Here is a 26,029-nt window from a genome sequence, read left to right as displayed (position 1 = left end):
AATTCAACTCTTTTTAGCAGTTTTTTATTGTTACATTGTTTCTTTTCGAGTTGAGAACTAGCGTAATAATATTGAATTGATCTTAGTCAGCGTTCTCTTTTTATTGATCCAAATCAATACTCAAGTTTGGTGGTTCTCGTTAAATACGCCACAATATCTAGTGTTAGTTTAACGGCAAATAGCTCTATATAGTGCCTTTGTGGATAAGTCTGTGAATACCTCAAGAGTAAGGAGAAGTGGTGAAATCAATCGTAATCAAGCGTGATGGCTCAAGAGCTCCATTCAGTAGAGATCGCATCCAGGCTGCAGTGGAAGCAGCATCAGATAAAACCGATAAGGAAATTGCTATTTATGCATTGAATGTGGCATTAGCAGTTGAGTTGAAGCTCGAAGACTACGATGAAGTTCATATCTCTGAAATTCAAACAATGGTCGAGAATGAGCTAATGCAGGGACCATATAAGTCTCTGGCACGCGCATACATCGAATATCGTCACGACCGCGACATCGCTCGTGAAAAGCAAAGTGCCTTAACTCGTGAAATCGAAGGTTTGATCGAAGAAAGCAACGTTGATCTAATCAATGAAAACGCGAACAAAGATGGCAAAGTAATCCCAACTCAGCGTGACTTGCTAGCGGGGATCGTGGCTAAACACTATGCGAAAACTCACATTTTGCCACGTGACATCGTACATGCTCACGAGTGTGGCGACATTCACTACCACGATCTCGATTACGCTCCGTTCTTCCCGATGTTTAACTGTATGCTTATCGACTTGAAAGGCATGTTAACGCATGGCTTCAAGATGGGTAACGCAGAAATCGATACGCCTAAGTCTATCTCTACCGCAACGGCGGTAACTGCGCAGATCATCGCACAAGTGGCAAGCCACATTTACGGTGGTACAACGATCAACCGCATCGACGAGGTTTTAGAACCTTACGTGATGGCAAGTTACGAGAAGCACTTATCGTTAGCTAAAGAGTGGGACATTCACAGCCCAGAAGCGTTTGCTATTTCTCGCACTGAGAAAGAGTGTTACGACGCATTCCAATCTCTTGAATACGAAGTAAACACACTGCACACCGCTAATGGTCAAACGCCATTCGTTACGTTTGGTTTTGGCTTAGGTGAAAACTGGGGCTCGAAACTGATTCAGCAATCTATCTTTAAGAATCGCATTGCAGGTTTAGGTAAGAACCGTAAAACAGCCGTGTTCCCTAAACTGGTTTTTGCTATCAAAGACGGTTTGAACCACCAGCCACAAGATCCAAACTACGATATCAAGCAACTGGCACTTGAGTGTGCGTCTAAACGTATGTACCCAGACATTCTTAACTACGACAAGGTAGTAGAAGTGACAGGGTCATTCAAAACACCTATGGGTTGCCGTAGCTTCTTAAATACATATGAAGAAAATGGCGAGTTTATCCATGAAGGACGTAACAACTTAGGTGTTGTAAGCTTGAACTTGCCACGTATTGCGATCAACGCAAAACAAGATATGGCTAAGTTCTACGAGTTGCTTGATGAAAAACTGAAGCTTGCTCGTCGCGCATTAGAAACTCGTATTTCTCGTCTAGAAAATGTGAAGGCACGTGTTGCTCCAATCCTATATATGGAAGGTGCATGTGGTGTTCGCTTGAAAGCTGATGATTCAATTGCAGATATCTTCAAGAACGGCCGTGCTTCTGTTTCTCTTGGTTACATTGGTATCCATGAAGCGATGACTGCACTTTACGGCACTGAAGTTCATTTGTACGACGATGGCGAAATGCGTGCTAAAGCGCTTGAGCTAGTGGAGTACATGAAGCGTGAAGTGGAATCTTGGACGAAAGAGACAGGTTACGCGTTCAGCCTTTACGGCACACCAAGTGAAAACCTATGCAGCCGTTTCTGCAGCATCGATACCAAAGAGTTTGGTGTGATTGATGGCGTAACAGACCGTGGTTACTACACAAACAGCTTCCACTTAGATGTACAAAAGAAAGTGAACCCATACGATAAGATTGATTTCGAGATGCCTTATCCTGAAATCTCTAGCGGTGGTTTCATTTGTTACGGTGAATTCCCTAACATGCAGAAAAACATCGAAGCGCTAGAAAACGTATGGGATTACAGCTACACACGAGTTCCTTACTACGGTACCAACACGCCGATTGATGAGTGTTACGAGTGTGGTTACAACGGTGAGTTCGATTGTACGAGTAAGGGCTTTACCTGTCCTAAATGTGGCAACCATGACTCAACTAAAGTATCAGTAACACGCCGTGTTTGCGGTTACCTTGGTAGCCCAGACGCACGACCATTTAACTTCGGTAAGCAAGAAGAAGTTAAACGGCGAGTGAAGCACCTTTAGAGAGCTTTAAGATCGTTAGCGAGCTTACTTAGAAGATCTACGTTTCATAATACAAGATTGGTATCGGCTCAATGTCGGTACCTATTCATTGGTTTCATTTCTCGCTACTCTTTAAGTAGCCGATTAAGCCATCACGAGTTTTCAATACTGCCTTATGAATTATCATCAATATCATCAAATCGACGTTGTAAATGGCCCAGGCACACGCTGCACTTTGTTTGTGTCGGGCTGTGTACACCAGTGTCGTGGGTGTTATAACCAGTCGACGCAAAGGTTGGACTCTGGCCATTTGTTCACTCAAGAGCTACAAGATCACATTATTGCCGATCTTAAGGATCCGCGAATCAAGCGCCGTGGTTTATCACTTTCTGGTGGTGATCCTCTGCATCCTGCAAATGTTTCTGAAGTTCTGAAGTTAGTTAAACGCGTAAAAGAAGAATGTGAAGGCAAAGATATCTGGATGTGGACTGGCTATGAACTTAGCCAATTGGATGAAAATCAGAAGCAAGTGCTAGAATACGTTGATACTTTAATTGATGGTCGTTTCGAGCAAGATAAAGCAGACCCAATGCTCGATTGGCGTGGCAGTTCAAACCAAATCATCCATCGATTCACTGACATCTGAGGTTGTCCCTCGTAGGCTTGGAAAACGAAAAGGGCATCATGGTTAACGTAATGCAACCAATCAGCCCTTGGATGTGAGTTCTCTCGTTCTATTAGTTCAAATCAGTATTTAAGCGGTTAGTTGGTCAGGTTCTTCTATGAGGTTGTTGATCCATTTCTTAGAGTGAGCTCTCTGGCTAGTTAATGCGATCTTCGCCAGCTCCTCCAGCAACACAGTCATTATTGTTTGATTTTTGCATGAACCCCCTCTTTAAAATGACCAATCTCTGATTACTTCTGTGAACTCAGCGCTTCTCTTAAAAAATGTTTCTGATTTGACTACGATAATGTTAACGTGAAGTTCATTACTTGAATTTCAAAGGGTTGTGACTTTCATGTTTTCACATCTACCAAAACCAACTTTAGATCCAATTCTATCTCTTTCTGTTGCTTACCGCGGCGATACTCGCACTGACAAGGTCGATTTAGGCATTGGCGTTTATAAAAACGACCAAGGCGAAACTCCTATCATGAAAGCTGTATCTATGGCTCAAGATATCGTTGTTGAAACACAGAAAACTAAAGCTTACGTTGGCCTAGCGGGCTGTGAAGAGTTTAACCAAAGCATGGTTGATCTGCTGCTTAAAGGGACTTCTGCAATGGATCGCGCAGCTGCGATTCAAACACCAGGTGCAAGTGGTGCACTTCGAATGTTGGGTGACTTAATGAAGGTTTCTCAACCAGACACCACAGTTTGGATTTCAAACCCAAGCTATGTGAACCACAAACCTGTGATGGAAGCTGCAGGCTTAAAGGTTCGATACTACAATTACTTCAGTCCTGAAACGAAGCAAGTTGATACTGCAAGAATGTTAGATGACCTATCGAAAGCGGGTCCATCAGATGTGGTACTACTGCACGGTTGCTGTCACAACCCAACGGGTGCCGATATTGACTTTGAAGCGTGGCAGGAAATCACCAAGCTATCGCAGAAAAATGGTTTCTTACCGTTCGTTGATATTGCCTACCAAGGCTTTGGTGACGGCCTCGAAGAAGATGCAAAAGGTCTTCAACACATGGCGAACAGCGTGGAAGAGATGTTAATTACTACTTCTTGCTCAAAGAACTTCGGTTTGTACCGTGAAAGAACGGGCGCTGCGATTGTGATTGGTAAGAATAGTGAACACGTTGGCAACGCAAAAGGTAAGCTACTGACGCTTGCTCGCTCAACTTACACCATGCCGCCAGATCACGGTGCGGCGTTGGTAAAAACCATTCTTCAGAATCAAGAGCTAACAACGATTTGGAAGCAAGAGTTGAGTGAAATGCAGCAACGTTTGTTAAATCTGCGCCAAAGTTTATGTGATGAATTGCGAAATACTTATAACACGTCACAATTTGATTTCATTGAAAGTCATAAAGGTATGTTTACTGTACTAGGCTTTAAAGAAACTCAGATGAATCAATTACGTGAAGAATATGGCATCTACGGTGTTGGTGATGGACGCATCAATATTGCAGGTCTTTCTGAATCCCATATTCCTTATGTAGCAAAAGCGATAGCCAGCGTATCAAAATAATAGAAGGTGACTGAATGTATAATTGGAGAGCGATTATATCCCTAATATTAAGTGGCGGCTTGTTTGCTTGTACAACCACGACTCAAGTACCAGTTGAACCAGTGCAAAAGCCTCAGATCGAACAACCAGTTGTTGACGATTCTTCTAAGACAGACGCAACTGAAGGTGACAAAGTAACGGAACCTACAGAGAAGCCTGAAGAAGTAAAACCAACTGAACCAGAAGCGAAACCAAAGCCTGAAGAAAAACCGGCCGCAAAACCAACGAAAACCAGTGACGGAAAACTGATCCTTGGTGAAGAAGAGTGGGTATTTGTACTTGGCTTGAAAGAGGCTTTTAAAGCGCGTGTTGATACCGGTGCTACCACCTCTTCAATCAGTGCGGTTGATATCGTTGATTTTGAGCGTGATGGCAAAGATTGGGTTAAATTCAAGATCCAGCATGATGGCATCACAACAGAAGAGGTCAGCTTACCTGTAGAGCGTTGGGTGAAGATCAAACAATCTAGCGCTGAAGGTACACAACGTCGTGCTGTGGTTGTGGTTTCTATCCAAATTGGTGACCTAAAAGACAAAACTGAATTTACACTTGCTGATCGAACCCATCTTTCTTTCCCACTTCTTTTGGGAAGAAGCTTCTTTAGAGATATTGCGGTTGTCGATGTAAGCCAAAAGTACGTTCAGAAGAAAGTGACTAAATAGTTTCAGACCCTTCTAACAGGTTAACTCTGTAATAATCGAATCCCTGCTAATTGAATTAGCGGGGATTTTTCGTTTTTCGACCGTAATTCGGGTAAATACCGATAATTCGCCTCTGTACGTCATTCGTTCACTGTTTAGCCTCGACAATGTGATCCTGATCTCTATATAATCCGCGCTTAATTTTCGTTTACCCCATACTTTCGTAGTCCTTATTTAGGTTTATCCAACAACTTAATAATTATCTATCCAGTATACGCTTAGGAATAACTTCTTTGATATCTACCGCGAACATCACAATGCAATTTGGCGCAGAGCCTTTGTTTGAAAACATCTCTGCTAAATTTGGTAACGGCAATCGTTATGGTTTGATTGGCGCCAATGGTTGCGGCAAATCGACGTTCATGAAAATCCTAAGTGGTGCGCTAGCGCCGAGCTCAGGCAACGTTTCCATTACTCCTGGAGAAAAACTGGGCGTATTGAGCCAAGATCAGTTTGCTTTTGAACAGTACAGCGTAATTGACGTAGTGATCATGGGTGATAGAAAGTTATGGGAAGTGAAACAAGAGCGTGACCGCATTTACTCTTTGCCTGAAATGAGCGAAGAAGATGGGATGAAAGTGGCCGAGCTTGAAAGCGAATTCGCAGAAATGGATGGCTACACAGCAGAAAGCCGTGCTGGCGATATCCTAATCCAAGCCGGTATCGAAGAAGAGTTGCACTTTGGCCTGATGCAGCAAGTTGCTCCGGGTTGGAAACTGCGTGTGCTTTTGGCTCAAGCGTTGTTTGCGAATCCAGATATTCTGTTACTTGATGAGCCAACGAACAACTTGGACATTCACACTATCAACTGGCTTGCTGAAGAGCTAAACCAGCGCAAATGTACAATGATCATCATTTCGCACGATAGGCACTTCCTGAACTCAGTATGTACGCACATGGCGGACATCGACTACGGTGAACTGCGTATCTATCCTGGTAACTATGAGTACTTCCTAGAAGCATCGGGTTTGCGTCGTGAGCAACTTCTGGCTTCCAACGCGAAGAAGACAGACGAAATCAATGAGCTGCAAGACTTCGTGAACCGTTTTGGTGCTAACGCATCGAAAGCGAAGCAAGCTAGTTCTCGTGCTAAGAAGATGGAAAAGATCACTCTTGATGAAGTGAAGTCTTCGAGCCGTATTAGCCCGTCGATTAACTTCGGCGAAGGTAAGAAACTGCACCGCCAAGCGCTTGAACTTCAAGAGGTAAGCCACGGTTTCGAAGGTGAAACGTTATTTTCTGGGGGTAACTTATTACTTGAAGCGGGTACTCGCCTCGCGGTTATTGGTGAGAACGGTGTGGGTAAAACCACCTTGCTACGTTGTTTAGTCGGTGAACTTGAGCAAAACCAAGGCATCGTAAAATGGTCAGAAAACGCATCTGTTGGCTACTGCCCGCAAGATAGCAGTGCAGACTTTGATAACGACCTGAGCATTTTCGATTGGATCTCACAGTGGCGTACAGCGAAGCACGATGACCTAATGGTGCGCGGTATTCTAGGCCGTCTATTGTTCACTGCAGACGATGCAAACAAGAAAGCACGTAACTGTTCTGGTGGCGAGAAGAACCGCCTGTTATTTGGCAAGCTAATGATGCAAGACATTAACGTTCTTGTGATGGACGAACCAACGAACCACATGGATATGGAAGCGATCCAAGCGCTGAACGATGCGCTTAAGGTTTACCCAGGTACGCTTATCTTCGTGAGTCACGACCGCGAGTTTGTATCTTCACTTGCGACATACATTATTGATGTGAAAGACCAACAGCTAGTAAGTTTCCAAGGTACCTATGAAGAGTACTTGGATCATCAGAAAAAGATGTTGATGGCTGAGCTGTAATCGTTTTAAGCGTCATTGATTCAGGTGCTGGACTGACATTAATGGTCCATCACTAGATACAAAAAGCCCCGATCACGTTTGTGGTCGGGGCTTTTTTAGAAGAACAAAAATATCAAAGACGTCGTTAGTTCTTGAATAGTTGAACTTGAGAATTCCGTTGTTGAGCGATACCACGGAACTCTTCAGAAAGCCGACTTTTAGAAGTCGGCTTTCAAATTGGTTTAGATGCTCTGCTCGACGTTATTTAAAAGTTTAGAAACCGAATCGAGCTGACATTAACAGCTGATGGCCGTAAGTACCGTTATTACGCATGTCCAAACCTACAGAAAGTTGATCTGTTGAATGGAAACGAGCGCCAACACCTACGATTGAATGAGTGTCGTCATTGTCAATCAGTTGACCAAGGCGCGCGTTGACTTCAACGTTTGCCATTAACCAAGCTCTTAAACCTAGGTTAATTTCGGTTTTGATATGGTTGTCGTCATTGCGTTCAATGTTGTGCAGAAGCATTTGCCCGGTCACATCGGCGAATTGGCTAATAGGTCCATTAAAACCCATACCTACAGCTGCATCCCAATCACTTTCAAATTCTGAATCGATACGTGCGACAAAGTGTGAGTTCTGAGTAAACATGGTTGTTACTTCACCACCGAAGGTACTAGGGCTGGTACCCATGCGCAGCTCGAATGTGTTGTAGTTAAAGTTGTTTGCAGACGCAGAAAAAGAACACAGTGCAGCTAGTCCTAAAAGGACAGCCTTTTTAGTGCAACCTAGCATGGTGACTCCATATAAATTGTATTTACGGCAGTATAATACAAAAAAGCCTGCAATATGCAGGCCAATCTATTTGAAGTCGGTCGTTTTATCTGTGTCGCTTATAGGACTTGGATATGGTCAACCTCGATTTCAGGTGTTTTGCCACCTTCATACTTGCCGAAGATACGTACTTTTGTATCTGCTGTTAGTGGCTGTGCTAGGCGGATATCGTCATCCAGTTCGATTTGAATCTCGCTCTGGCCATCAGAGAAAATGAAGGTATCGTTCTTAAGCTGGCGAATAATCTTGCCGTCTACAATTGCGTCTTGCTCAGAAAACATGCTTGTGTCTGCTAGTAGTGTCGCGACAGAAACGGTTTCAATAGGTCCTGTGTAAGCAATAGAGCTCTCGTGCTTACTGTATTTTTGGTCACCAGCCATTGCGAAAGTTGGAGCAAGGATCATAGTGGTAGCGATAGCTAATACAGTTTTTTTCATGGTGAATCCCTAACGTTGTTTGTTAGTTAAAGCGTTTTGTTACGATGAGGCTATTAAACAACACTCGGTTTGAATCTAGAGTGAGTAACACATTCATTTTCCATTCATTTTATTGAGCATCTAGTCGCCAATGACGTTAAGATGGTAAAAGAGAAGTATTGCCTGCGGGCTTAGAAATTAAGGATTTAAGTACGAATGCGAGCACCATTAAACGCTCTTATGGTCCAGGGAACCACATCAGATGCCGGAAAAAGTGTATTGGTGGCAGGTTTATGCCGTGTTTTGACCAGGATGGGAATTAAGGTGGCACCATTCAAGCCACAGAATATGGCTTTGAATAGTGCAGTGACTAAAGACGGTGGGGAAATTGGCCGCGCCCAAGCCGTTCAGGCTCAAGCGTGTAATATCGAACCTTCGGTTCACATGAACCCAGTATTGCTTAAACCCAACTCAGACACGGGTGCTCAAGTTATTCTACAAGGCTGTGCATTAAGTAATATGGAAGCTACGGGCTATCATGATTACAAGAAAGTTGCGATGAATACGGTTATTGATTCATTTGATCGACTTTTAGAAGAATACGATAGCGTGATGATTGAAGGTGCCGGAAGTCCTGCTGAAATTAACCTTCGTGAAAATGATATCGCGAACATGGGCTTTGCTGAAAAGGCAGATATCCCGGTGATCATTGTGGCTGATATCGACCGCGGAGGGGTATTTGCACACCTGTATGGCACATTAGCTCTGTTATCTGAATCTGAACAAGCTCGTGTAAAAGGGTTCGTGATTAACTGTTTCAGAGGCGATATCGCTCTGCTTCAGTCCGGTCTTGATTGGTTGGAGGAGAAAACAGGCAAGCCTGTGATTGGTGTTTTGCCATATTTGCATGGTTTCAATTTAGAAGCTGAAGATGCTATTACCTCAGCCCAAGAGTCAGACGGAGAGGCCAAGCTTAAGGTCGTGGTACCAGTCCTTACTCGGATCAGCAACCACACTGACTTCGACGCGTTAAGGTTGAATCCTTCTATTGACCTTCGCTATGTGGGTAAAGGTGAACGTTTAAGCAACGCTGATTTGATTATTTTACCAGGCACTAAGTCAGTAAGAGCCGATTTAGATTACTTGAAGCAACAAGGCTGGGATAAAGATATTCAACGTCACCTGCGTTTAGGTGGCAAAGTAATGGGTATATGTGGTGGTTATCAGATGCTTGGTAATTTTATCCACGATCCTGATGGTGTGGAAGGCCAACCGGGCAGCAGTGAAGGGTTAGGGTACCTTGATATTGAAACCACGTTAACGCAACAGAAAACGTTAACGAACGTGTTTGGCACTTTAAACCTAAATGGAAAGTCGGCACCAGTTAAAGGGTATGAAATTCACGTAGGTAGGACTGATGTCAATGAAATGGCATTACCGGTTCAGTTAGAATCTGGCAACTTTGATGGCGCGATAATCTCAGATAACTCGATATTTGGTACTTACTTGCACGGTGTATTGGATAACAGTGATGCGTTATCACTGATTTGTGAATGGGCAGGTGCCACTGAAGTAGCAGCTATTGACCTCGAACAGCTTAAAGAGTTGGGTATTAATAGAATCGCTGACGCCATCGAAGAGCACTTAAATCTTGACCTGCTTTGGCCTGAGCTGAAACAAATTGATCTAGATTTAAAATGAACAACAGATAAGTGAGAGCAATGAAAAAATTAGTCACTCTTTTAGCAGTAGCGTTAACCACTTCATTGAGTTCTGCTCATGCTTTGGCTACCGAGAAACTACGTGTTTATGCTGCATCGTCTATGACGAATGCGGTTAATCTGTTAGTGGAAGAGTTTGAGAAAAACCATTCTGTTGATGTTATTCCTGTCTATGCCAGCACATCGTCGTTGGTAAGACAGATCGAAAGAGGTGCGCCAGCTGACATATTTATCTCGGCAAATGAAAAGTGGATGACTTATCTTGTCGACCGAAACTATGCTTCTAGTGACAATGTCACAAATCTATGTGAGAACGAGCTTGTGCTAATCTCTCCAAAGGAAGACGCAATTTCATTTGATATATCAAAAGGTGACCAGTGGTCTAAATTTCTTGATAATGAAAGGCTTGCGGTTGGCAATATCATGTCGGTTCCTGCTGGTATCTATGCGAAAGAAGCGTTAGAAAACTTGGCTGTTTGGGATGACGTCAAGACACGATTAGCACCAAGCAATAACGTTCGTATGGCATTGGCTTTAGTAGAACGCAGTGAAGCTAAGCTCGGTATTGTTTACAAAACGGATGCGCTGTTGTCTAAAGAAGTGAATCTTGTATCGACATTCCCGTCAGAGCTGCATACACCAATACGTTACCCTGTAGCGAAAATAAGTGAACAAGCGGACGCACAAGACTTCTACACCTTCCTTACTAGTGAAAAAGCGAAGGACATTTTGAATAGTTTTGGTTTTGAAGTGCGATAAATGATGTATCTATCGGAATACGAATACCAAGCTTTAATGCTTAGCTTGAAAGTGGCTGGATTTGCCATCTTATGGCTTATCCCAATCGGGATTGGCTTAGCGTGGCTGCTAGCTAAAAAGCAGTTTGTGGGCAAAAGTATTGTTGAAAGCATCGTTCATCTCCCTTTAGTGCTTCCTCCCGTGGTTATTGGTTATTTGCTACTTGTGATGATGGGTAGACAAGGTCTAATAGGAGGATGGCTTAACGACGTGTTTGGTATTGTGTTCAGCTTTAGTTGGAAAGGCGCGGCTCTGGCCTGTGTCGTCGTCGCGTTACCATTAATGGTGCGATCAATCCGTTTAAGTTTAGAAACGGTTGATACTAAGCTTGAAGAGGCGGCAGCTACATTGGGTGCTTCTCCTGTCAGAGTTTTCTTTACTATCACCTTACCTTTGATGATCCCTGGGATCATTACCGGAACCATGCTGTCATTTGCGCGAAGCCTTGGCGAGTTCGGTGCGACCATCAGTTTCGTTTCCAATATCCCAGGTGAAACTCAAACCATTCCTCTAGCGATGTACACTTTCATCGAAACTCCAGGTGCTGAAATGGAAGCTGCGCGTTTGTGTGCTATTTCCATTGTGATTGCGTTGGGATCATTGATGCTGTCTGAGTGGTTAAACAGAAAGTCGGCACAACGCCTAGGAGGTAACGCATGAGCGCGTTAGTCCTGAAATACCAGCAACAGCTTGGTGAGACTTTCTTTGATATCGACTTAGAACTTCCAAGTCGCGGCATCACGGCAATTTTTGGTCGCTCTGGCGCGGGTAAGACATCTCTGATTAACGCCATTAGTGGTCTTAAAAAGCCGGATAAAGGTTTGATCAGTGTCTCTGGCACAACCCTATTTGATAGCGAGCAAGCTATTAATTTGCCGACGCACAGACGTAATGTTGGCTATGTATTTCAAGAATCACGACTGTTCCCTCATATGAAGGTATCGGCGAATCTTAAATACGGTGTTAAAGGTACAGATAAAGCGCACTTTGACCAAATCGTGTCACTGCTCTCATTAGGCTCGTTGCTCGATCGTTATCCGGCACGTTTGTCGGGCGGGGAGAAGCAACGTGTTGCGGTTGGTCGAGCACTCTTGTCTAAACCAAGTATTTTGTTGATGGATGAGCCGTTGGCATCTCTTGATTTACCTCGCAAGCGTGAGGTGATGCCGTTTCTGGAAAACCTCTCTGAAACAGTTCAAATTCCGATTATTTATGTGACTCATAGTCTTAATGAGATTCTACGCTTGGCTAACCATTTAGTGATTATCGATCAAGGTAAGGTCGTATCATCTGGTGTGACAGAACAGGTATGGGCGTCACGTGCGATGCAGCCTTGGCAATCTTTCTCTGAACAAAGCTCATTGTTTGAAGGGAAGCTGGTGGAACATAATGATGATTATGCCTTATCTCGGTTAACGCTGGGAAAATCCACGTCTTTGTGGGTTCAAAAGGTGTCGAGTGATATTGGAGCTACTGTGAGGCTCCAGGTTAGGGCAAATGATATCTCAATTATGCTAGAACAACCTCAAGGTACATCAATACGTAATATCCTCCCCGTAACGATTAAAAGCGTAGAGACTCACCAACAAGGCACGAACAAGCAAAGTGTTTCGGTAGAGTTAGAGTTGGAATCTGGGTGTTATCTATGGGCAACCATTACTTTGTGGGCGTTGGATGAGTTGAATCTAAAAGTAGGCCAAAATGTATTCGCTCAAATTAAGGGTGTGAGTGTGGCTCAGAGAGACATTGCGGTTACTCACTAATTGACTGTGAAATTTTTAGTTCAAGGTACTGTAAAACTCGGTCTTGATTCCATGAATGGAAATATGCGTCATTTTTATACGCTATAAACCTCGGTTTTAATCCACACTGTATGAGTGCAAAGTCATAATATTTACTAAGTAGTAGCTCGTGATGATTTATTGACGGTAAGACAGATAAGTAAATATTAGAAAAAGCAGCGGATATAGAAAAGCCGCTTGTTCAAATCACAAGCGGCTTGTTCATAACCATCACTGTTTGCCTTCAACCTAATACAGGTCGATGAATAGCTTACTTAGTGAAAACTTCTTTAAAATCACGCTTCAAGATAGCATCACGACGAGCTTTCTTGATTTGTTTAACCATGTCTTTTACACAGTTGTGTAGAGCTTGGTCTAGTAGTTGAGCGCGGTACTCTTCTTTCTCCTCGTCAGTCATGCCTTCAGGAAGTTTAAGAGTAGGGAACTCTTCCATCACGTTCACGCCAGCGAAAGCTTGGCTAACAGTGATTAGAGCGTGGAATTGCTCGAAGTTGTCCAAAACGTTTTGCGCGCTTGCTGGAAGGCTGTCCCAAGCTTCGCGTACTGCTTCTTCAGACACTTCATGAATAGAAGTAACCATAAAGTGCATCTCTTTTGGCACTTCATCAAATTCGATAACTTGACGAAGCTCTGGAGAGATTGTGGTTAAATCGATTTCTTGTTGTTCTGTGTTTGTAGCGTCTGACATAGTATTTCTCTTTAAAAAGAAACAATGCTAAAAAGTTCTGTAAAAAAGTCAATATAATATAGAGGTTAGGGCATGATTTAAGCCAAAAAATGAGCTGCTTTGAATATTGAACACTCGATAAAGGTGGTGCGATGATAGAAAAGTGATATTCGATGCGCATATTGCTAGTTGACGATGTTCAGCTACACGGAATGCTACTTGCCATTCGACTGTACCCAGACCCATAGTAGACCAACTTGAAGAGGTGTACCTCAATACTGATGCTTGGGCTTATATCGTTGAGACTAAGGTAAAATTGATCTACGAAGATAAGAATAGCTGGGGTAAATACAAACTCAGTACCAGCTGGGCATTACTTTAATGGTGTGGGTTGGGGGAGAAGCCAATGGTGGCGATATCGGTCACCCAGAAGGCTGGTATATTGCAAATGAAGCAAAGATTTTTTATGACTTAGTACGTTGGGACAACCATGTACTCAAGTATAAAGAGAATTGATATTGGTGGTGATACCGTCGTACCTATGGGAACGACCTTCTATTATGAAGGCAGTGTAGGTTGGTTGAACCCCAACATGCTTAATGTGTATTAGTTCCGATTAGATCTGACACTTCAATTTGAAAAGAAGAGAGTTACCCACTTTGATTAAAGGTGCTGAATCCGTAATCAAAGATAATAAGAGGTAACTCTCCTGCTTCATACTAGCAATCCAATCATCAAACACAAAGCTGGGCTTTGTTTTTTTAGCTATAAATACAGAGTTTGTTGCGGCCTGTCTTTTTTGCTTTGTACAATGCTTGATCGGCAAGCTTCAATACTTCTTCAGGGTGTTTTGTGGTTGTGCTGTCTGCCAATCCTATACTCACCGAGACGTTAACAACTTCAGCCGATTGTCCGTTCTTCCCACGCTTTTTAATTCCTTCATCACGGTTATCCGGTCGTTCCTTGGCATTACGGAACGTCATATCGTAGTTGTGTACTTCAGAGACAAGTGTTTGTAGGTGCTCTTCAACTTGCTCGGTATGCTTACCTTTGAAAATGATTGTGAACTCTTCACCACCGTAACGATAAACGCGAGCACCGCCAGTGGTCTCTTTCAAAATACTGGCTACAAGCTTCAACACATCATCACCAATGTCATGGCCATAGGTATCGTTGAATTTTTTAAAGTGGTCAATATCGACCATTGCCATTGAATACTTTCGCCCTAAATGCTTCATATCAACTTCTAGCGCGTGTCGACCGGGGATATTCGTTAATTGGTCGTTGAATGCCATATCGTGGCTAGCAGACATAACATAGATAATGATTAAGGTGCCAGATAATGAAAACATGGTACTTGAAATGTACTGAACATCGAAAAAGATGAAAGTGCTGGAAGCCAACACAATCGCACTATAGACAACAACGTCGATAGAGCGATTGTAAACCAACACCAAAATCGCTGTTAAGCCAACTAGACAAAGGCAGTATAACACCAACACAAAAGGCAGTTTAGAAAAGTCCCTAACGATAAACAGTAGCCCTTCACTCCATGATTCAAAACCTCCGGCATGGAAGTGAGAAACGATCAGCTGCGCCCATATCATAAATAGGACTAAAACGAGCGCGTATAAAAACATCGACTTGGAATTTACACCGGTATCGGGGAAGGCATACACAAGCAAGCAAGTAACTGGGACTAAGGCGGCTAGTAGAGAGAGCTCTAATAATGTGGTTCCCGTGCTCAAGGGTGTTTGTAGGCGGACTTGTATAACAAGATAGGCAACAAGCATAGTGACAGAAACCATCGCCATCCGCCCTTGTCTGAACGTGTTGCACAGCAATACGGCTACACTCAATAGAATGTATGGCAGGTTGCTAGCAAACCCTAAGTTTGAATCCGTCACCAGTATGACGTTATTCATGCCTGCAGGTAATATTGCTAGGAGAAATAAGGGGAAGCAAAATCGAAACATGCTCGACGTTACAAAAGATGATGCCATTTACTTGGTGAGCCTAACTATAATGATGATCTTGTTAATTAATACTGTACGTAGGATACGGTTAAATAAGCGATTGCCAAGCATTTTGCTTAATTGAGTGCGAAAACATGGTCATAAGTCGCTTTTTGCGCAGCTGCATACATATGGGTTGAGTTGCTATTAATCGTAGAAAGAGCTACACAGTATATATGAGAAATTAATTAGTGGTTATAGATACTTAACAAAACTGAGTTTGTTAATCGATACCCAGTATATTGGTTATAAAACGGTGTAATATTTGCGTTAAAGATGAACGTTAAACTGTTCTCTATGGTTAAAAACACTTATCTCAATGTCGCTCAATCAAATTGAGTTTGAACGTTACATTGGACTATGAATCGAGCTGTAGTATGCAAATTAGTGTGGATGTACATAACTATATGGAAACGCTGGTGGGGCAAATTTAGCCACTGAAGAGTATGTGTCTAGTTATACTAGCGAGCAACTGGCAGATCTCACTTGTTTAGTTCTAGGGCAGCTAAACCCCATTTATATTCGGTTCGATATTGATTTTCTTTCCGCGTTAACTGAAGACACGATCGTTGTGTACAGAAGAAATAGTGAGATCGCGGTCAAAAATGCAGAAAGTCTGATTATTGACGATAGAAGACGCGATCGTAACGACAATATGTCGATCATATTTAGTCAACACAATTTTGATGAAGACGTAGAATTGCAATGGTATGAAAAGCCATTGTTGGATCCTAAACAGTCGTGGTAGGTTATTCGTAGTAACGTCATTGAAGGAGTAAAAAAACTTGGGATTCTTTTCTAGATTATTTGGTGGTAAAGAAAAAACCGAACAAAAAGTAGAGATTGAGCCAGTCGAATATAAGGGTTTCAATATCTATCAAGATGCCATTGCTGAATCTGGTCAATACCGTGTTGCTGGACGCATTGAGAAAGAAATTGACGGTGAACTTAAAACGCATCGTTTTATTCGTTCAGACGTTGTTTCAAACAAAGAAGACGCCAACGAATTGATGCTTAAGAAATCGCAAATGTTCATCGACCAAATGGGCGACGGCATATTTAGCTAACCAATTAGAGTTAGAATTGATATTAGTCACAATTTAGAGAGCTTTCAGTGTATATGCTGAAAGCTCTTTTTAGTTTTAGGGACAAAGAACACCTAGTCAGTTGTTATTAAAAGGATTATTAGAAAGTGGTTTGACCTCTTTATTTGAGGCGTGAATCATTTAACTCAAACAACTGCTCAAAATCCATCCAAATCGTTATAAGTAATAACTTTTTCTGTTCTTTGAACAAAACGCTTGAAGTATTAGTTGTCGTTAGATACAAACGAATAAGTCATGTGCCAATAGCGAAAGATTAGTTATGCAAATTGGTGTATCCAATGGCTGCGATCTCTTTAACTGGTCTTTGGTCAGAATAATAATCACAAATTGATACACAAGGAGTCTAATTTGTTGATAGGTGTACCAAGAGAAACGCTCGCAGGTGAAACGCGAGTCGCTGCATCGCCGAAATCGGTCGAACAGCTTATAAAATTAGGATTTGAAGTTTTTGTTGAATCCCAAGCAGGTGCGCTAGCAAGTTTTGAGGATTCAGCTTATGAAGAAGCTGGAGCAAAAGTTGTAAGCGCAGATGAAGCTTGGAAATCCGATATTGTCTTTAAAGTTAACGCTCCAATCGTTGACGATACTCAAAATGAAATAGACCTACTTAAAGAGGGCGCCACTCTGGTCAGCTTTATTTGGCCTGCTCAAAACCCTGAATTAATGGAACATCTGTCGAACCGTAACATCAATGTGATGGCGATGGATTCTGTACCACGTATTTCAAGAGCTCAAGCACTCGATGCGTTAAGTTCTATGGCAAACATCGCAGGTTACCGTGCAGTGGTTGAAGCTGCACATGAATTTGGTCGATTCTTCACTGGTCAAATTACAGCGGCAGGTAAAGTTCCACCAGCGAAAGTACTGGTTGCTGGTGCCGGCGTTGCAGGTTTGGCGGCAATTGGTGCTGCAGGTAGCCTTGGTGCAATTGTTCGTTCATTTGATGTTCGTCCTGAAGTAAAAGAGCAAGTTGAGTCTATGGGGGCTGAATTCTTGGAAGTGGATTTCCAGGAAGATACGGGTGCTGGTGATGGCTATGCAAAAGAGATGTCTGACGCGTTTAACAAGAAAGCAGAAGAGCTTTATGCAGCTCAGGCAAAAGACGTTGATATCATTATTACTACAGCGCTGATTCCAGGCCGCCCTGCGCCTAAGCTTATCACTAAAGTGATGGTTGATAGCATGAAGCCAGGAAGCGTGATCGTCGACCTTGCAGCCGCGAATGGTGGTAACTGTGAATACACTGTAGCGGATCAAGTGATCACAACGGCAAATGGTGTGAAGGTTGTCGGTTATACTGACATGGTTGGTCGTCTGCCAACTCAATCTTCGCAACTGTACGCGACTAACCTAGTAAACTTACTGAAACTGCTTTGCAAAGAGAAAGACGGTAACATCAATATCGATTTTGATGATGTTGTACTTCGGGGTGTAACAGTCGTTAAAGAGGGTGAAGTCACTTGGCCTGCGCCACCAATTCAAGTTTCAGCTCAACCTCAGCAGGCTAAGCCAAAAGTAGCGAAACCTGAGCCAAAAGTTGAAGAGCCAACGTCTCCAGTTAAAAAAATCGCAGGCATGGCCGTTGCGGTTGGTGCTTTCGCTTGGGTCGCATCAGTTGCGCCTGCTGCGTTCTTATCTCACTTTACCGTTTTCGTTCTTGCTTGTGTGGTGGGTTATTACGTAGTTTGGAATGTTAGCCATTCTCTGCACACGCCTTTGATGTCTGTTACGAATGCGATTTCAGGGATCATTGTGGTAGGTGCTCTATTACAGATTGGACAAGGCAACGGTGTCGTTACTTTTCTCTCTTTTATTGCCGTGTTAATTGCAAGTATCAATATCTTTGGTGGCTTTACCGTGACCAAACGTATGCTTGAAATGTTCCGTAAAGACTAAGGAGTAATAGATGTCTGAAGGATTAGTACAAGCAGCTTATATTGTTGCTGCAGTATTCTTTATTATGAGCTTGGCTGGACTATCGAAACAGGAATCTGCACGTGCAGGTAACTATTACGGTATCACAGGTATGGTTATCGCATTGTTCGCGACGATCTTCGGCCCTCACTCAGCTGGTATTGTTTGGATCATCATTGCAATGGTGATCGGTGGTGGTATTGGTATCCACTACGCACGAAAAGTTGAAATGACGGAAATGCCTGAGCTGGTGGCAATTCTGCACAGCTTCGTTGGTATGGCAGCGGTATTGGTGGGCTACAACAGCTACATCGATCCACCGGCGGCAGTGTCTATCAACCCTGCGGATATTCATGCAGAGCACGTTATTCACTTAGTGGAAGTGTTCCTTGGCGTGTTTATCGGTGCAGTAACCTTTACGGGTTCGATTGTTGCGTTTGGTAAGCTTCGGGGCGTGATTTCTTCATCTGCATTGAACATTCCCCATAAGCATAAATGGAACTTAGCGGCTATCGTGGTTTCTACACTGCTTATGATCATGTTTGTCAAAGCAGATGGCAGCATGTTCGCACTGATGGTGATGACACTTATCGCGTTCGCATTCGGTTACCACTTAGTGGCATCAATCGGCGGTGCAGATATGCCAGTTGTTGTATCAATGCTTAATTCTTACTCTGGTTGGGCGGCGGCAGCGGCAGGTTTCATGCTTGCAAATGACCTGCTTATCGTAACGGGTGCACTGGTTGGTTCGTCGGGTGCGATTCTGTCTTACATCATGTGTAAAGCAATGAACCGCTCGTTCATTAGTGTTATCGCTGGTGGCTTTGGTCAGGAAGTACAAGTGTCTGAAGGCGACGAAGATCAAGGTGAACACCGTGAAACTTCAGCAGAAGACGTAGCTGACATGCTTAAGAACTCTAGGTCAGTAATCATCACTCCTGGATACGGCATGGCAGTAGCTCAAGCTCAGTACCCAGTACACGAAATCACTGAAAAGCTGCGTGCGCAGGGCGTAAATGTTCGATTTGGTATCCACCCAGTAGCGGGTAGGTTACCGGGTCACATGAACGTACTGCTTGCTGAGGCAAAAGTACCTTACGATATCGTTCTTGAGATGGACGAAATCAACGATGACTTTGACGAAACAGATACTGTATTGGTTATTGGTGCGAATGACACCGTAAACCCAGCAGCTCTGGAAGATCCAAACAGCCCGATTGCAGGCATGCCAGTACTGGAAGTTTGGAACGCTCAAAACGTTATCGTGTTCAAGCGTTCTATGAATACGGGTTACGCAGGCGTACAAAACCCATTGTTCTTTAAAGAAAATACACAGATGCTGTTTGGCGATGCTAAGCAAAGTTGTCTAGGTATTTTAGAGCACCTCTAAAGGTTGCTTTATAAGACGTAACAAAATTAAAGGGGCTAAATTGGGCTCCTTTTTTGTGTCCACAGGGGGTAAAAATACTTCGAATATAGAGAGAATATGAGCAGACTAATTTTTCTCCATCGAGATGACGAAATGATTTTGCTCCAATGCGTTAAACCAGCATATTCGCTCGCTTTGAGCGTATTAAAGTCAATTTAATGACAGCTAGCCATCATTCTCGCTGCTTTTCATGCGGTTAAAATTTATCTTTGAAAGCGAATGGTATATATTTGTTTGTTCTATATGAATTTGTGCTGGTTTGTGATCATCAAAAGAACATTTACTCTTCTTATCGCTATGTTATCAGTATCAGTAAACGCGTTTGCTGATTCTTTGCCTGAGCGTATCGATAACTTCACCAAACTATTTGATCATGAAACGGCAATTGAATCTTATGACATTCGATTGCTTCAGGCTGATTATCCAACTCGCTTAATCACGCCTTCTTCAATGCTGCCGCAAACCGCAGAGTACCCACTTAAAGATATTCAGCGCCTATACCAGCTATCAAAAACCTGTAGTGGTAAGTTGCCGTTGAGCCCTTTGATCACTGAACCTTTAGTGTTTACGCGAGCTATGTGTAAGGGCACTAAATTGTCGGATCGTTGGTTTAGTCGTAGTGGTTTGATTCACCCTGGTGGAGGCTCTTATGCGGCGCGTTATGTTGAGAAGTACCCAGAAAAATTCGACTCCCTGAAACGCTATATGCATATTCAAGAGCGTCCGAATACTGAAAATAATGAGTTACTGTCTCGCTTGCAACAGATGGACAATGAAGCTATTACTGCGCTGTTGGCTGGTGCTAGCATGTTTGTTGAGCTCAACGAGATGTGGATTAAACGTGGTGACAGATACTATCTGTACAAAGAATCTGATTGGCATGAAAACGCCACAGTAGCAGGGTTGTCTTTCAGCTTATCGTCAGAAGGTAAAGGCTGTTTCGTCCAACGTGGTAACGTGTGTTGGGAAATAGAAGATCACTCTGAACTGCTTCAGGTCGCAATGTTTATTTTGGTGATCGCCAACATCATGCTTGTGCTAGGTTGGGCGATATACCGTTGGAACAGTAAGAAGCAGGAATTGAAGAGTCGTATGTTGGTTCTTCAGATTTTAACCCATGAACTGAGAACACCGATTGCGAGCTTATCATTGACCGTTGAAGGGTTCAGACGGGAGTTCGAACACTTACCTGAATCGGTATATGATGAATTTCGTCGCCTGTGTGAAGACACGCGTCGTTTAAGACAGCTAGCAGAGGCAAGTAAAGACTACTTACAGTCGGACAATCAACCACTTGCAACAGAGTGGGTGCCAAGTGTACAAGAGTGGTTAGAGTACAAAGTTGAAGAAGATTTCGCTCCTAGAATCGAGCTACGAATCAACCAAGATATTGCTGCGAAAGTGAACGTATATTGGCTAGGTACTTGTATCGATAACCTGATCAGGAACGCTGTTAAATACGGTGTCGCACCAGTGATACTAGAACTGAATACTTCTGACAAGAAGCTGACATTCAAAGTTATAGATAATGGAGACTTGTCCCGCAAAGACTGGGGGCAACTAAGGAAGCCATTCGTTAGTAAGAGCGGACTAGGTTTAGGTCTGACGATAGTAGAATCTATGGTCGGAAAAATGGGCGGTCACATGACGCTAATCGGCCCCCCGACAACATTTATTTTGGAGATACCTTGTGAAACAGACATTGCTTCTCGTTGAAGATGATAAAAATTTAGCTGACGGCCTTTTAGTTAGCCTTGAGCAAGCTGGGTATGAATGTTTGCATGCTGAACTGATCTCTGAAGTTGAAGGCTATTGGGAGCAGGCGGATCTAGTCATCCTAGATCGCCAACTTCCTGATGGTGACTCAGTAGATTCACTTCCAGGCTGGAAGAAGAAGAAAGATATCCCTGTAATTTTGCTGACAGCATTAGTTACAGTGAAAGACAAAGTAGCGGGCCTAGATTCAGGCGCGAACGATTACCTAACGAAGCCATTCGCAGAAGCTGAGCTGTTTGCTCGTATTCGTGCGCAGCTTCGTCTGCCAGACGCTGAAGAGCAGGACGCATCAAAAGTTATCGCTCAAAACCTTGTTATCGACAAGGCAACACGTGAAGTGTTTTTCAATGAGAAAGAAGTGACGCTAACACGCACGGAATTTGATCTGTTGTTGTTCTTGGCAAGTAACCTAGGCCGTGTATTTACACGTGACGAACTACTTGATCACGTATGGGGCTACAACCACTTCCCAACAACTCGTACCGTAGATACGCATGTTCTACAATTAAGACAGAAGCTACCAGGTCTAGAGATCGAAACGCTTCGTGGCGTTGGCTATAAGATGAAAGCGTAATGAAAAAAGCCTTACTTCCACTATTAATGCTATCGAGTGTCGTCAACACCGTACACGCAGCAGATTGGTTTAAAAGCAGCGATGCTCTTACTCAAGTTCATAAACATTTGTTGGATAATGATTTACCGCAGATGTTTGATTCTTTAGTGGAAGTTTGGCAAAGCAATTCCTCTCAATCTCGAGAAAATCACCTCAATGAATTGTTTGACCAGGCGTTGAACAAAGATTGTGGTAAAACCCTTACAAAAAAAACTTTGCCTGATTGGATAAGTTCAGTTGTCGTCAAAAGGCACATTATTCAAAGCCCTGGCCGAGACACATTCCGAGTTTCAATTGATGTCGAATCTGGGCAAAGCATTCAAGATATTACCTTCGAAAAGTGGGTAGACAAGCTTGTCTCTTCCGATAGTGAATTCATGAAAGAAAGTGAAGTGGTCAACAATGCCTCTGTCAGTTTGTACCGCAAGCGTTATAACCTAGCGTCACAGTTGGATTCAGGTTTATATCGTCTGAATGTGAAAGGCGATGGTGGTAACTCTTGGAGCACTTGGATTGTTTTGGGTGAAGTCTCGATGCGCCAGCAGGTACGCTGGGCATCTAAAGATACATGGCGAATTGATAAGAAAGACTTACTTAACCCATATTGTCCGTTGCCTAAGTTAGAAGTCGGTTTATACGACTATATTGACGAGCAGTATGAACAAGTATGGGGTAAGAGCTATGAGTCGGATTATCCGATGAGCTTGTCTAGCGAAGATTTGCCCAATGACCGATATGTTCTAGTTGTTTCTATGGTTCATTCACGTTGGCAAGGTGATATAGCGATAGAACAAGCACAAACTATCAGTAAAACTTATGATATTTCTAGCGAAGAAGAGTTAAAGTAATTTAAAATTGTGTCGTTAACTTTATAAGGGATCTAACATAGATAAACGGCATGAAAAAAACTACTAAACTACTCGCAGCGTCCATTGCTTTCGCCAGTCTTCCTATTTCCGCAGCAAACTACGCAATTGAAGCGCGTGGTGATGCAATGGGTGGTGTTGGTGTTGTTTCTGCAAACTTCCTAACTGCTCCATTCTATAACCCAGCATTGGTTGCCATTTACCGCCGCAATGATGACATGGGTATGATTACTCCAAGCTTTGGTGGTAAATACAACGATCCAAACGATATGAAATCGAATATCGATAGTGTTATTGACGCTTCAAATACCTCAGACTTAGATGCCGCTCTTACTAAGCTTGATGGTAACCAAGCAAACGTAGAGCTTGGTGGTGTTGTTGCATTTGCGCTTCCTAATCAATTTGTTGCTGCGAACTTATTTGCTAAAGCTTACACCGAATCTTTTGCAACACCTGACGTTTACACAACCGGTTCCGACACGGACAAAGTGGAGTTATCTACCGTTGAAGCGGTTTCTATTGGTGTAGCTGAAGTTGGCCTTTCTCTTGCGAAGTACCAAACCTTTATGGGCCAACACATCTCTTTTGGTATTACTCCTAAGATTCAACGTATCTATACATACAACTACATTGCATCGGTTAACGATTACGATCTCTCTGACGTAAGAGAAAACAGCAATGGTGAAACTGCGTTTAACATGGATGCAGGTGCGCTTTGGTTCTTCGGACCGTTCCGAGTAGGTGTTGCTGCGACCAACTTGTTCTCAAGAGATATTGAGACGAAAGATACAACCCGAACGTTAACGAGCAGCACAAGCGGTGCTACACATAAAGTTGGTGGTAAATACGCTTATCAACTTGAGCCAGTTTATACCGTTGGTGCAGGTATCGTATCTGACTACTTCTCGTTAAGTGTTGATTACGATTTAAATGAGGCTGAAAAGTTTACTTCGTTTGAAGACAACGAGCAGATGATTCGTGTCGGTACTGAAGTTGACCTATTGCGTCAAATGCAACTGAGAGCAGGGTACTACAAGAACCTAGCGTACTCTGATTCAGAAGGAACCATCACAGCCGGTATTGGCTTGTCGCCACTTAATTTGTTCCAGCTAGACCTAAGTGCTAACTACACAAACGAAAACGCAATGGGTGCATCTATCAATTTCCTTGCTAGTTACTAGTAGTCCTTATATAGTTCTGCTCCTAAACAAAGGAGCAGAAGATGCTAAACGACTTACCAACCCTTTCTCACGAAGAACAACAAAAAGCTGTTGAACGAATCCAAGAAATGATGAGCCAAGGTGTTAGCACAGCACAAGCTATCAAAATCGTTGCTGAGCAAATCCGTGAAGAAATGAGTAACAAAAAAGAGTAGGGCGTCAGCCCTTCTTTTTCAACACCTTAATGCACTATAACTAAAATACTTGCAAGCCAATATATTATCTCGCCAGTCACAGTCTTAACAAAGTTCTAAAATACGCATCTCTATATTCTATTAATCACCATATATTCAATAGCTTACTTTGGAATAATCTACTTTCTTGGGGTGCCATTTATCTCGAACTGTAATTAAATTACAGGGTGGAGTGAAAGTTATACGCTTCTTGGTTGTGGGTGTCAGCATTTGTGTCACTAGTCGTAAGTTATTAAATATCCGAGCTTTTTTAACGATCGTGACGCTGTGACTTCAATGATTAGCGAATTGACTCAGCTAATTCTCAATGAGTAAGATTTTCTGGTTAAAGATTGGGAGTGTTCGTGGCGAGCAGCGATACTAAGATACTCAACGACAGATCTGCGTATCTAACACTCTTTAGACTAGGGTTCGCATACTTTAAGCGCAGCAGAAAGTATTAGCTAAAGGTATGGTCTGTATTGAGGTAGATAGTTGTTTACTTAAGTGTGTGGTTTTGGTTTGAGCTTAAAGGAAGTAAATTCATGGTTGCCCTAACGGGCCATTAGATTAAAGCTTTGCTAAGCAAAAGCGGTGAGTGCAAAGAGATTTAGCAGGCAGGGCTACTATCTTACAGACGCTTAGAAATGTGCAGGTGAAAACAAAGACGTGGAATCAAAATGTCACGACTTGGTTTCGTCCGTTGTTCTTTGCATCATACAGTGCTTTGTCTGCTCGTTTGATTGCAGAACGTATCGACCCGTTGTGCTTAAGTTGTGTGACACTAGCAGAAGGTGTGACAGTAAGCCTATTAGGCCACGTATTTTTGCCCATAACTAGGTACAAATCATCGATTGATTCGTGACACTGTAGCGTTTTTTTGTTCTAGGCAAACGAGTAGGTACTCCTCACCACCCCAGCGATAAATAAAATAATGCTCTCCAAGTGTTTCATTTGCGGTAGTAACAAATTGGATGAGAACCTTATCACCAACTTCATGGCCATGCTGGTCGTTAATCTGTTTGAAGTGGACTAAATCAAACAACGCGACGTGAATCATTTTCCTTGTTATGCTACCCATTCGAAATCATAGAAGCTATCTAGCGCTTCGGTTCTGTTTCTGCTGCCAGTCAACGGATCTGTTGTGGCCTTAACTTTTAACTCTTCAATTTCTTGGGTCAAATAACGTTGTTGTGCAGAACGAGCTTTATTTCGTCGAGCGATATGCAGAGCACAGCATACATAGTAGGCGGCATATATCACCCATAACCCGACCAAAATCTTACCTAGGAAAGCCTTGCTGATGATTTTACCGTGGAAGACAATACTAGTGACCTTAATCCGGTAAGCGTGCCGCACTAAGCCCGAGTTCAACAGATAATACGTTCGTGATGTCTACCGCGCTATCAGAAACAGTGCGGTTATAATGATCAATCCACCAGAATGGGACGTTGAAGTAGTCCAAGCCGATGTGATTTGTATCTGGTAGCTAAAAATCTAAGCGATTGAACTTGTTAGACATTACATCGATTTAACACTATAACGTCACCGAATCATACGAGAACAGATCTAA

Annotated in this window: 25 protein-coding genes and 1 pseudogene; 19 read left to right on the top strand and 7 right to left on the bottom strand. The window is 42.9% G+C overall.

Translation table 11 applies throughout. The annotated features are described in order from the left end of the window. Positions 1-239: 239 nt before the first annotated feature. The 5 genes from nrdD to ACTRWI_RS10615 all read left to right on the top strand — a co-directional run bounded on the left by nrdD (position 240) and on the right by ACTRWI_RS10615 (position 7,124). Positions 240-2,360, top strand: a complete 2,121-nt coding sequence (gene nrdD / locus ACTRWI_RS10635; protein WP_499131187.1) for an anaerobic ribonucleoside-triphosphate reductase — start codon at positions 240-242, stop codon at positions 2,358-2,360. A 154-nt stretch (positions 2,361-2,514) separates the two neighbouring features. Beyond that, positions 2,515-2,985, top strand: coding sequence for an anaerobic ribonucleoside-triphosphate reductase-activating protein (nrdG, locus tag ACTRWI_RS10630; protein WP_499131185.1), 471 nt, complete (start codon positions 2,515-2,517; stop codon positions 2,983-2,985). A gap of 373 nt (positions 2,986-3,358) precedes the next feature. After that, positions 3,359-4,543 carry an amino acid aminotransferase gene (locus tag ACTRWI_RS10625; protein WP_499131183.1) on the top strand — a complete coding sequence of 395 codons (1,185 nt, stop codon included), beginning with the start codon at positions 3,359-3,361 and terminating at the stop codon, positions 4,541-4,543. Positions 4,544-4,557: 14 nt separating this feature from the next. Next, on the top strand, positions 4,558-5,244 hold the full coding sequence (locus ACTRWI_RS10620) for an ATP-dependent zinc protease family protein (protein WP_499131181.1): 687 nt from the start codon (positions 4,558-4,560) through the stop codon (positions 5,242-5,244). Positions 5,245-5,516: 272 nt separating this feature from the next. After that, positions 5,517-7,124 (top strand): ABC-F family ATPase, encoded by a 1,608-nt coding sequence (locus ACTRWI_RS10615; RefSeq protein ID WP_499131179.1) that lies wholly within the window; start codon positions 5,517-5,519, stop codon positions 7,122-7,124. A 252-nt stretch (positions 7,125-7,376) separates the two neighbouring features. Here the strand turns inward: ACTRWI_RS10615 and ACTRWI_RS10610 are convergent, their stop codons facing one another. After that, on the bottom strand, positions 7,377-7,901 hold the full coding sequence (locus ACTRWI_RS10610) for a hypothetical protein (RefSeq protein ID WP_499131178.1): 525 nt from the start codon (positions 7,899-7,901) through the stop codon (positions 7,377-7,379). Positions 7,902-7,999: 98 nt separating this feature from the next. Continuing rightward, positions 8,000-8,377, bottom strand: a complete 378-nt coding sequence (locus ACTRWI_RS10605; protein WP_499131177.1) for a YgiW/YdeI family stress tolerance OB fold protein — start codon at positions 8,375-8,377, stop codon at positions 8,000-8,002. A 195-nt stretch (positions 8,378-8,572) separates the two neighbouring features. Between ACTRWI_RS10605 and ACTRWI_RS10600 the strand changes: the two genes are divergently transcribed. The 4 genes from ACTRWI_RS10600 to modC are packed head-to-tail and all read left to right on the top strand — an operon-like array spanning position 8,573 to position 12,638. Next, a complete protein-coding gene (locus ACTRWI_RS10600) occupies positions 8,573-10,057 on the top strand; it encodes a cobyric acid synthase (protein ID WP_499131176.1) in 1,485 nt (494 codons plus the stop codon). A gap of 20 nt (positions 10,058-10,077) precedes the next feature. Beyond that, a complete protein-coding gene (gene modA, locus ACTRWI_RS10595) occupies positions 10,078-10,836 on the top strand; it encodes a molybdate ABC transporter substrate-binding protein (RefSeq protein ID WP_499131175.1) in 759 nt (252 codons plus the stop codon). Then, positions 10,837-11,535, top strand: coding sequence for a molybdate ABC transporter permease subunit (modB, locus tag ACTRWI_RS10590; protein ID WP_499131173.1), 699 nt, complete (start codon positions 10,837-10,839; stop codon positions 11,533-11,535). Beyond that, positions 11,532-12,638 carry a molybdenum ABC transporter ATP-binding protein ModC gene (gene modC, locus ACTRWI_RS10585; protein WP_499131172.1) on the top strand — a complete coding sequence of 369 codons (1,107 nt, stop codon included), beginning with the start codon at positions 11,532-11,534 and terminating at the stop codon, positions 12,636-12,638. The genes modB and modC overlap by 4 nt, the downstream gene beginning before the upstream one ends. 289 nt (positions 12,639-12,927) lie before the next feature. Here modC and ACTRWI_RS10580 read toward each other — a convergent pair whose 3' ends face one another. Next, positions 12,928-13,365 (bottom strand): DUF3069 domain-containing protein, encoded by a 438-nt coding sequence (locus ACTRWI_RS10580; protein WP_499131170.1) that lies wholly within the window; start codon positions 13,363-13,365, stop codon positions 12,928-12,930. 205 nt (positions 13,366-13,570) lie between these two features. Here ACTRWI_RS10580 and ACTRWI_RS10575 point away from each other — a divergent pair. Beyond that, positions 13,571-13,954 (top strand): annotated as a pseudogene (locus ACTRWI_RS10575) (Solitary outer membrane autotransporter beta-barrel domain); the annotation flags it as partial. 151 nt (positions 13,955-14,105) lie between these two features. Here ACTRWI_RS10575 and ACTRWI_RS10570 read toward each other — a convergent pair. After that, positions 14,106-15,269 carry a GGDEF domain-containing protein gene (locus tag ACTRWI_RS10570; protein ID WP_499131168.1) on the bottom strand — a complete coding sequence of 388 codons (1,164 nt, stop codon included), beginning with the start codon at positions 15,267-15,269 and terminating at the stop codon, positions 14,106-14,108. Positions 15,270-15,807: 538 nt separating this feature from the next. Between ACTRWI_RS10570 and ACTRWI_RS10565 the strand changes: the two genes are divergently transcribed. The 9 genes from ACTRWI_RS10565 to ACTRWI_RS10525 all read left to right on the top strand — a co-directional run bounded on the left by ACTRWI_RS10565 (position 15,808) and on the right by ACTRWI_RS10525 (position 24,438). Beyond that, complete coding sequence (locus ACTRWI_RS10565; protein ID WP_499131167.1) at positions 15,808-16,107, top strand: hypothetical protein; 300 nt, start codon at positions 15,808-15,810, stop codon at positions 16,105-16,107. Between the two features lie 37 nt (positions 16,108-16,144). Beyond that, a complete protein-coding gene (locus ACTRWI_RS10560; protein ID WP_499131166.1) occupies positions 16,145-16,426 on the top strand; it encodes an HlyU family transcriptional regulator in 282 nt (93 codons plus the stop codon). Between the two features lie 387 nt (positions 16,427-16,813). Next, complete coding sequence (pntA, locus tag ACTRWI_RS10555; protein ID WP_499131165.1) at positions 16,814-18,361, top strand: Re/Si-specific NAD(P)(+) transhydrogenase subunit alpha; 1,548 nt, start codon at positions 16,814-16,816, stop codon at positions 18,359-18,361. A gap of 10 nt (positions 18,362-18,371) precedes the next feature. Further along, a complete protein-coding gene (gene pntB, locus ACTRWI_RS10550; RefSeq protein WP_499131164.1) occupies positions 18,372-19,769 on the top strand; it encodes a Re/Si-specific NAD(P)(+) transhydrogenase subunit beta in 1,398 nt (465 codons plus the stop codon). A 300-nt stretch (positions 19,770-20,069) separates the two neighbouring features. Then, the gene (gene vxrA, locus ACTRWI_RS10545) at positions 20,070-21,524 is read left to right on the top strand and encodes a sensor histidine kinase VxrA (protein WP_499131163.1); all 1,455 of its coding nucleotides are present in this window, start codon (positions 20,070-20,072) and stop codon (positions 21,522-21,524) included. Next, positions 21,499-22,158, top strand: a complete 660-nt coding sequence (vxrB, locus tag ACTRWI_RS10540; RefSeq protein ID WP_499131162.1) for a response regulator transcription factor VxrB — start codon at positions 21,499-21,501, stop codon at positions 22,156-22,158. Before vxrA ends, vxrB begins: the two co-directional genes overlap by 26 nt. Beyond that, entirely contained in the window at positions 22,158-23,045 is an 888-nt protein-coding gene (locus ACTRWI_RS10535; protein ID WP_499131160.1) for a DUF2861 family protein, read from the top strand. The genes vxrB and ACTRWI_RS10535 overlap by 1 nt, the downstream gene beginning before the upstream one ends. A 50-nt stretch (positions 23,046-23,095) precedes the next feature. Further along, a complete protein-coding gene (locus ACTRWI_RS10530) occupies positions 23,096-24,244 on the top strand; it encodes a conjugal transfer protein TraF (RefSeq protein WP_499131159.1) in 1,149 nt (382 codons plus the stop codon). Positions 24,245-24,285: 41 nt separating this feature from the next. Beyond that, the gene (locus ACTRWI_RS10525) at positions 24,286-24,438 is read left to right on the top strand and encodes a YoaH family protein (protein WP_499131158.1); all 153 of its coding nucleotides are present in this window, start codon (positions 24,286-24,288) and stop codon (positions 24,436-24,438) included. Between the two features lie 693 nt (positions 24,439-25,131). Here ACTRWI_RS10525 and ACTRWI_RS10520 read toward each other — a convergent pair. Genes ACTRWI_RS10520 through ACTRWI_RS10510 form a run of 3 tightly spaced genes read right to left on the bottom strand, consistent with a single transcriptional unit; the run spans position 25,132 to position 25,830 of the window. Then, on the bottom strand, positions 25,132-25,290 hold the full coding sequence (locus ACTRWI_RS10520) for a diguanylate cyclase domain-containing protein (RefSeq protein ID WP_499131157.1): 159 nt from the start codon (positions 25,288-25,290) through the stop codon (positions 25,132-25,134). 13 nt (positions 25,291-25,303) lie between these two features. Continuing rightward, entirely contained in the window at positions 25,304-25,516 is a 213-nt protein-coding gene (locus ACTRWI_RS10515) for a diguanylate cyclase domain-containing protein (protein ID WP_499131155.1), read from the bottom strand. Between the two features lie 8 nt (positions 25,517-25,524). Continuing rightward, complete coding sequence (locus ACTRWI_RS10510; protein ID WP_499131153.1) at positions 25,525-25,830, bottom strand: hypothetical protein; 306 nt, start codon at positions 25,828-25,830, stop codon at positions 25,525-25,527. Positions 25,831-26,029: the final 199 nt, after the last annotated feature.

Source organism: Pseudoalteromonas sp. G5_S1_14_S5 (assembly GCF_054968605.1).
Note: the sequence above shows the minus strand (reverse complement) of the source record. Positions and strands in the feature narration are given on the sequence as shown.

Excerpts from the sequence above, each read along its gene's own strand:
- modC (WP_499131172.1), top strand. The coding sequence starts at position 11,532 with ATGAGCGCGTTAGTCCTGAAATACCAGCAACAGCTTGGTGAGACTTTC.
- pntB (WP_499131164.1), top strand. The coding sequence starts at position 18,372 with ATGTCTGAAGGATTAGTACAAGCAGCTTATATTGTTGCTGCAGTATTC.
- ACTRWI_RS10610 (WP_499131178.1), bottom strand. The coding sequence starts at position 7,901 with ATGCTAGGTTGCACTAAAAAGGCTGTCCTTTTAGGACTAGCTGCACTG.
- ACTRWI_RS10530 (WP_499131159.1), top strand. The coding sequence starts at position 23,096 with ATGAAAAAAACTACTAAACTACTCGCAGCGTCCATTGCTTTCGCCAGT.
- ACTRWI_RS10580 (WP_499131170.1), bottom strand. The coding sequence starts at position 13,365 with ATGTCAGACGCTACAAACACAGAACAACAAGAAATCGATTTAACCACA.
- ACTRWI_RS10625 (WP_499131183.1), top strand. The coding sequence starts at position 3,359 with ATGTTTTCACATCTACCAAAACCAACTTTAGATCCAATTCTATCTCTT.
- modB (WP_499131173.1), top strand. The coding sequence starts at position 10,837 with ATGATGTATCTATCGGAATACGAATACCAAGCTTTAATGCTTAGCTTG.
- ACTRWI_RS10570 (WP_499131168.1), bottom strand. The coding sequence starts at position 15,269 with ATGAATAACGTCATACTGGTGACGGATTCAAACTTAGGGTTTGCTAGC.
- modA (WP_499131175.1), top strand. The coding sequence starts at position 10,078 with ATGAAAAAATTAGTCACTCTTTTAGCAGTAGCGTTAACCACTTCATTG.
- ACTRWI_RS10620 (WP_499131181.1), top strand. The coding sequence starts at position 4,558 with ATGTATAATTGGAGAGCGATTATATCCCTAATATTAAGTGGCGGCTTG.
- ACTRWI_RS10515 (WP_499131155.1), bottom strand. The coding sequence starts at position 25,516 with ATGATTCACGTCGCGTTGTTTGATTTAGTCCACTTCAAACAGATTAAC.
- ACTRWI_RS10520 (WP_499131157.1), bottom strand. The coding sequence starts at position 25,290 with ATGGGCAAAAATACGTGGCCTAATAGGCTTACTGTCACACCTTCTGCT.
- nrdG (WP_499131185.1), top strand. The coding sequence starts at position 2,515 with ATGAATTATCATCAATATCATCAAATCGACGTTGTAAATGGCCCAGGC.
- ACTRWI_RS10535 (WP_499131160.1), top strand. The coding sequence starts at position 22,158 with ATGAAAAAAGCCTTACTTCCACTATTAATGCTATCGAGTGTCGTCAAC.
- ACTRWI_RS10600 (WP_499131176.1), top strand. The coding sequence starts at position 8,573 with ATGCGAGCACCATTAAACGCTCTTATGGTCCAGGGAACCACATCAGAT.
- ACTRWI_RS10605 (WP_499131177.1), bottom strand. The coding sequence starts at position 8,377 with ATGAAAAAAACTGTATTAGCTATCGCTACCACTATGATCCTTGCTCCA.
- ACTRWI_RS10525 (WP_499131158.1), top strand. The coding sequence starts at position 24,286 with ATGCTAAACGACTTACCAACCCTTTCTCACGAAGAACAACAAAAAGCT.